Source organism: Streptomyces oryzae, assembly GCF_017676365.1.
GTDB lineage: Bacteria > Actinomycetota > Actinomycetes > Streptomycetales > Streptomycetaceae > Streptomyces > Streptomyces oryzae.
In genome coordinates, this window is the sequence record NZ_JADKMA010000303.1 from 1 (window position 1) to 5,326 (window position 5,326).

The window sequence follows — 5,326 nt, forward strand, 5'->3', positions numbered from 1 at the left end:
GCCCAGCCCACCCACGCGGCTGTCCCATTTCCTCCCCGGGTGTCCCACCTGGCGGCGGCCGGGGAGGGGTCAGAGCTTCAGGTGCAGGCCCGGGCGGAGCAGGTCGGGGTCGTCGCCGATCGCCGCGCGGTTGCGCTCGTAGAGCTCGGACCAGCCGCCGGCGACATCGTGCTCCGCGGCGATCCCGGAGAGGGAGTCGCCGGGACGGACGGTGACCCGGTGCTTGCCGCCGCCCTCGCGCGCCCGGTCCCGCGAGGCGCGGTCGTCGTCGGCCGGACGGCCACGGTGCTTGCCCTTCCCGGGCTTGCCGGGCTTCCCGGATTCCTCGGGGGTGTCCGGCTTCTCCACCTTCTCGGACGGGGACTTGAGCCGGTCCGGGCTGGAGGGGCCGAGGTCCGACCAGCCGGAGGAGCCGGCGCCGGCCGAGTCGTCATCGGACGACCCGGAGTCGGACCCGCCACCGGACGGCGGCTGCGGCGACTCGGACGCGTCGCCCCCGGGGGTGTCGGACTCCTCGCCGGAACCCTTGCCGGACTTCCCGTCGGACTTTCCGCCGGACTTCTCGTCGGACGGCTTTCCGCTCGCGTCGTCGCCCGGCTTCGCGCTGTGCGACGGCTTCGCGTCCGGCGAGCTCTTGCCGGGCGTGCTGGGCTTGCCGGACTGGCTGGGCTTGCCCGAATCATCGGGCTTCCCGGGCTTTTCGGGCTTGCCGGACTCGTCGGAGGGGGAGGGCGACGGCGTCCCGGAAGGCGCCGGGTCCGTGCTGTCGTCCAGCCCGGGAACCTTCAGACCGGTTCCGCAGTGCGGGAAAGCACGCGGACCCTCGGCCTCGAGGATCTTCTCGGCAATGGCTATCTGCTCGCTGCGGTCGGCCAGGTCAGGCCGCTCGGCGTACACCGTGCCGCCGTAGTACTTCCAGGTGTCCAGGTCCAACTGGAGCCCGCCGTAGTACCCGTTGGAGTCGTTGGCGCTCCACGCCCCGCCGCTCTCGCAGTCGGCGACCCGGTCCCAGGCGCTGCCGTCAGCGGCCTGGGCGCCGGTGGCGCCGAGCAGCGGAATGGCGATCCCGGCACCTGTGACCCCGGCGGCGACGAACAGAGCGGGGGCTTGGCGGGGGCGGCGATGCCGACCGTTCCCGGAGCGCATGGTTGACCTCTCGTAAGGGACAAGCGGGACGACGACCGAAGTGTCCGGGACATTAGCCGATGACACCAGTCGATGACCGAAGTCGGTGACCGAACGTAGCTGCGAACGCCGACAGTCACAAGCCAATGTCGTCCACATCACGCCGCGATCACATAAATGATGCGCCGTCACATCTTCCACACGAACCCCGCATCGGCGACCGAACAGTGACCCCCGTCAGCGATCGGCCGCGGTGAACTCCACCGGCAGGGTCCGCAGCCCGCGCATGATGAGTCCGCCGCGCCATCGCAGCTCGGCGGGGTCGGCGGCGAGTTCCAGATCGGGGAGCCGGCGCAGCAGCGCGGCCAGCGCGGTCTGCCCCTCCAGCCGGGCCAGCGGCGCCCCGAGGCAGTAGTGGATGCCGTGTCCGTACCCGAGGTGCTGATTGTCCTGCCGGGTGAGGTCCAGGGTGTCCGGCGCCGTGAACTTCTCCGGGTCCCGGTCGGCCGCGGCCAGCACCACCAGCACCGGTTCGCCCTCGCGTATCCGCCGGCCGCCGATCGTCAGCTCGCGGGTGGCGAACCGCCAGGTCGCCAGCTCGACTGGGCCGTCGTAGCGCAGCAGTTCCTCCACGGCGCCGGCCAGCAGTTCCTCGTCGCCGTCGGCGACCGCACGCTGGAGGAGGGCCCGCTGCCCGGGGTTGCGCAGCAGTGCGTAGGTGCCGTTCCCGATGAGGTTGACCGTCGTCTCGAACCCGGCGAACAGCAGGATGAAGGCCATCGCCGCTGCCTCGTTCTCGGTCAGCTGCTCGCCGTGGTCGGAGGCGCGGATGAGGCCGGAGATGAGGTCGTCGCCGCTTCCGGTACGTGCCAACTCCGCGCGCTTGCGGTGGATCAGCTCCGCGAGATAGGCGCGCATCCGCTTGACGGCGCGCCCTACGCCGCCGCGCGGGCTGCCGGGCTGATGGATCATCATGCCCGCCCAGGTGCGGAAGTCCTCCTGGTCCTCACGCGGGACGCCGAGCATCTCGCAAATGGCGTAGATGGGCAGCGGAAACGCGTACTCATGGATCAGGTCCGCCTCGCCGCGCGCCGCGAAGGAGTCGATGAGGCCGTCCGCGAGTTCCCGTACCCGGGGTGCGAACGCGGCGACCCTGCGCGGGGTGAACGCCTTGGAGACCAGGCGGCGCAGCCGGGTGTGGTCCGGCGGGTCGATATTGAGCAGATGCGTCATCAGGTTGGCGCTGCGCTCGCCCGGAATGCCGACCTTGCCCTTGCCGTGCGCGCCCTGTTCGCCGTGGTGGTGCGGGTTCTTGCTCAGCCGAGGGTCGGCGAGCGCCTGCCGCGCGTCGGCGTACCGGGTCACCAGCCACGCCTCCACCCCGCTGGGCAGCCGGGTCCTGCGTACGGGTGCGTGCTCGCGCAGCCAGGCGTACGCGGGATAGGGGTCGGCCGCGAACTGCCAGTCGAAGAGCGGCGGCATGGGCGGCGCCGAGGCGGGCGCGGTGCTGTGGTCGTTCGGGTCGTGCACGTCTACGACGGTATGCGCCGACGCGGGCGCGCGCTTCTGGCGGGCGTGTGCGCATGGCGGGCGTACGCGCGCAGCAGGCGTTCACTCATTCCGGGGTGCGTGCCGGTACGCGCTCCAGCCAGCCCGCCGTGATGAGGTACTGGCCGAGCAGATACCCCGCCATGATCAGCACCTCCTGGGAGGGGAACTCGTGCCCCGCCGTCTGGAGGCCGATCAGCGCGTCCGAGGCGAGGAACGCCAGCGCGCCGGCGGCGACCTTGCCCCCGACGCCGAGCGCCGCGGCACCCATCGCGGTGAGCGCCAGGCTGTAGCCCGCGACCGGGAGCCGCAGCCGGCGCTCCAGCGCGGGGGCGAGCGCCGCGTTGACGGCACCCCAGGCGGCGAACGCGGCGACAGCGCGCCTGGGGCGGGCCCGCAGTCCTCGTACGGCACCGAGCTGCGCCGTCATCCCCGCGGTGTAGCTGAGCTGGGTGCCGAGGAAGGCGGCCATGCCGGTCAGCAGCGCGCGCTGGTCGCGGTCCCACAGCAGTGCGGTGTCCCCCGCGGTGGCGCAGGCGAGCCCGGCCAGCAGCGCGGCGGGCGGGCGTCCGGGGTGCGCCGCGCTCCGGGCGTGCGCCGCGAGCGCGGGCATGAGGAACGGCTTGGCCGCGCGTGCCGGGCCCCGCGGGGACTTCGCGGCGGCGTACAGGTCCGCGGCGGCCAGCGCGGCGAACGTTCCGAGGGTCTTCCCCTTGGTGAGCGCCATCCGGGCAGTGTTACCGCTGAGTAGGGTGCCGTCAACCCTTCGCCTCAAAGGTGATGAGAGCTCTCACTTGAGCGCCGCCTCTCTCTGCTGATAGGTGTAGGAGGGGCTCACCGAGGGGTCGCAGCCGCACCGGCAGATGAGTTTCGTGAATTGATTCACATGAGAAAGTGCCCGGTGAGGCCCGGTTCTGGCCTCGGAAGGCGTCGTTCCGGATGTGTTCCCGCCGCCCCGGACGTACACCGCCCGTCCGCCGACAGGTGGTCCACCCGTCGCCCTGTCGATCCCCGCAGCTCAAAAGCTGTGTCAACGGCTCGCACCGTTCAGTGGTTCCCCGGCGGCGCTGTGGGCCCGCTCACGCGGCGGCGCAGTGTAGCAGAGGGTGCGGGGATGCTTGTGAAGGCCCTCACGAAGTGACCCCCGCAGGTGGGTGGATACTCGATTTCATGAGCACCACGGAGCGTCCCCGAATCCTCGTAGTGGGTGGCGGGTACGTCGGTCTGTACGCAGCGCGCCGCATCCTCAAGAAGATGCGCTACGGCGAGGCGACCGTCACGGTCGTCGACCCGCGGTCGTACATGACGTACCAGCCCTTCCTCCCTGAAGCTGCCGCCGGCAGCATCTCCCCCCGCCACGTCGTGGTCCCCCTGCGACGCGTGCTCCCCAAGGCCGAGGTCCTCACCGGCCGCGTCACCTCGATCGACCAGGACCGCAAGGTCGCCAACGTCTCGCCGCTGGTCGGCGAGGCGTACGAGCTGCCCTTCGACTACCTGGTGATCGCGATGGGCGCGGTCTCCCGCACCTTCCCGGTTCCCGGTCTCGCCGAGAACGGCATCGGTATGAAGGGCGTGGAAGAGGCGATCGGCCTGCGCAACCACGTCCTCGAGCAGCTCGACAAGGCGGACTCCACGCAGGACGAGGAGGCCCGCCGCAAGGCTCTCACCTTCGTCTTCATCGGCGGCGGCTTCGCCGGGGCCGAGACCATCGGCGAGGTCGAGGACATGGCGCGTGACGCCGCCAAGTACTACCCCAACGTCCGGCGCGAGGACATGCGGTTCGTCCTCGTCGACGCGGCCCCCGGCATCCTTCCCGAGGTCGGCCCGAAGCTGGGCGAGTGGGGCCTGGAACACCTCAAGAAGCGCGGCGTCGAGGTCTATCTGAACACCTCGATGGAGTCCTGCGTGGACGGTCATGTGGTGCTCAAGAACGGGCTGGAGGTCGACTCCAGCACCATCGTGTGGACCGCGGGCGTCAAGCCCAACCCGGTGCTCTCCCGCTTCGGCCTGCCCCTCGGCCCCAAGGGCCATGTGGACGTGGACGCCTCCATGCAGGTCAAGGGCATGGAGTACGCCTGGGCCGCGGGCGACAACGCGCAGGTCCCCGACCTGGCGGCGGGCAAGGAGGGCGCGTTCTGCCCGCCCAACGCGCAGCACGCGCTGCGCCAGGCCAAGGTGCTCGGCGACAACGTCATCTCCGGGATGCGCGGCTTCCCGCAGGGCAAGTACAAGCACGCCAACAAGGGCGCCGTCGCGGGGCTCGGCCTGCACAAGGGCGTCGCGATGATCGTCTTCGGCAAGACGAAGATCAAGCTGCGCGGCCGGCTGGCCTGGTACTTCCACCGTGCCTACCACGGCATGGCCGTACCGACCTGGAACCGCAAGATCCGGGTCTTCGCCGACTGGACGCTGGGGATGTTCCTCAAGCGCGAGGTCGTCTCGCTGGGCGCCATGGAGCACCCGCGCGGCGAGTTCTACGAGGCGGCCGCGCCGGTGACAGCCGCCGCGCTCGGCAAGTCCGAGGCGTCGGCGCCCGCCGACACCAGCAAGGCAACCGCCGACAGCCGGGCCGACAGCCCGGTGGACGGCAGGGGCGAGAAGGCAGCCGCCTCCTCCTGACCCGCAATCCGCCGGCCGGCCCGCTGCAGGGGCC

The 5,326-nt window shown here is 71.3% G+C and carries 4 protein-coding genes; 1 reads left to right on the forward strand and 3 read right to left on the reverse strand.

All coding sequences use genetic code 11. The annotated features are described in order from the left end of the window. Positions 1-69: 69 nt before the first annotated feature. The 3 genes from ITI46_RS35645 to ITI46_RS32930 form a co-directional block, all read right to left on the reverse strand. Positions 70-1,146, reverse strand: coding sequence for a LysM peptidoglycan-binding domain-containing protein (locus ITI46_RS35645; protein WP_209243613.1), 1,077 nt, complete (start codon positions 1,144-1,146; stop codon positions 70-72). Positions 1,147-1,362: 216 nt separating this feature from the next. After that, a complete protein-coding gene (locus tag ITI46_RS32925) occupies positions 1,363-2,607 on the reverse strand; it encodes a cytochrome P450 family protein (RefSeq protein WP_209243616.1) in 1,245 nt (414 codons plus the stop codon). Between the two features lie 133 nt (positions 2,608-2,740). Beyond that, entirely contained in the window at positions 2,741-3,400 is a 660-nt protein-coding gene (locus ITI46_RS32930; RefSeq protein ID WP_209243614.1) for a lysoplasmalogenase family protein, read from the reverse strand. Positions 3,401-3,843: 443 nt separating this feature from the next. On the opposite strand from ITI46_RS32930, the gene ITI46_RS32935 reads away from it, so the two are divergent. Further along, on the forward strand, positions 3,844-5,292 hold the full coding sequence (locus ITI46_RS32935; protein WP_209243615.1) for an NAD(P)/FAD-dependent oxidoreductase: 1,449 nt from the start codon (positions 3,844-3,846) through the stop codon (positions 5,290-5,292). Positions 5,293-5,326 lie beyond the last annotated feature (34 nt).